Source organism: Desulfocicer niacini (assembly GCF_054657595.1).
In genome coordinates this window covers 1-669 of sequence record NZ_BAAHYK010000163.1, presented here as the reverse complement: position 1 = coordinate 669, position 669 = coordinate 1, and the positions used below count along the sequence as shown (strand labels likewise).

The 669-nt window shown below is 41.1% G+C and carries 1 protein-coding gene; it reads left to right on the top strand.

Translation table 11 applies throughout. From position 1 onward, the window contains the following. The coding region (locus ACYQ2M_RS25200; RefSeq protein WP_459919161.1) for a Crp/Fnr family transcriptional regulator at positions 1–553 on the top strand (553 nt) is incomplete at its 5' end. Positions 554–669: the final 116 nt, after the last annotated feature.

The following is a 669-nucleotide window of genomic DNA, read 5'->3' as shown; positions in this document are numbered from 1 at the left end:
TGCAAAAAACTATTTCTGGGTAAAACAGGGAACACTTAAGTTGAGTCAGGTCACCGAAGATGGGAAAGAGATCACCCTTCGTTATATTTCTCCGGGAGACATGACCGCAGCCCTTGCCGTCATGAAACAAAAGGAATACCCCGTTACTGCCCAGGCCATGGAACCATCCACGGTCGTGGCCTGGAACCGCTCCCAGATTTTGAAAATAATGGAAAAATTTCCACGTGTCACAATAAATGCATTAACCATTGTATTGGAACGCCTGGACGACATGCAAATTCGATATATGGAATTGTGCACCCAACAGGTGGAACAAAGGATCGCAAGGACTTTAATGCGATTTGTTCGAACTTCAGGGAAAAAAGACGTCAATGGTATCTGTATTGATATCCCGTTAAGCCGAAAGGACATTGCCGAATATATCGGAACAACACTGTTTACGGTCAGCCGGGTTTTAAGCCTGTGGGAAAAGAAAGGGTGGCTGAAAACCAGGAAGGGACAAATTATTATCCTCGAGCCGCATAAAATAGTAGAATTTTCAGAAGAGCTTTAAAAGCTTGGTATCAATATACTTTTATTTTTTAAAATAGCCTTCGACACATCATTTCATTTGCGATAGCGCAAATCAATTTTCCCCAAATTCCATTATTTTGATTTGTAATATTAAAG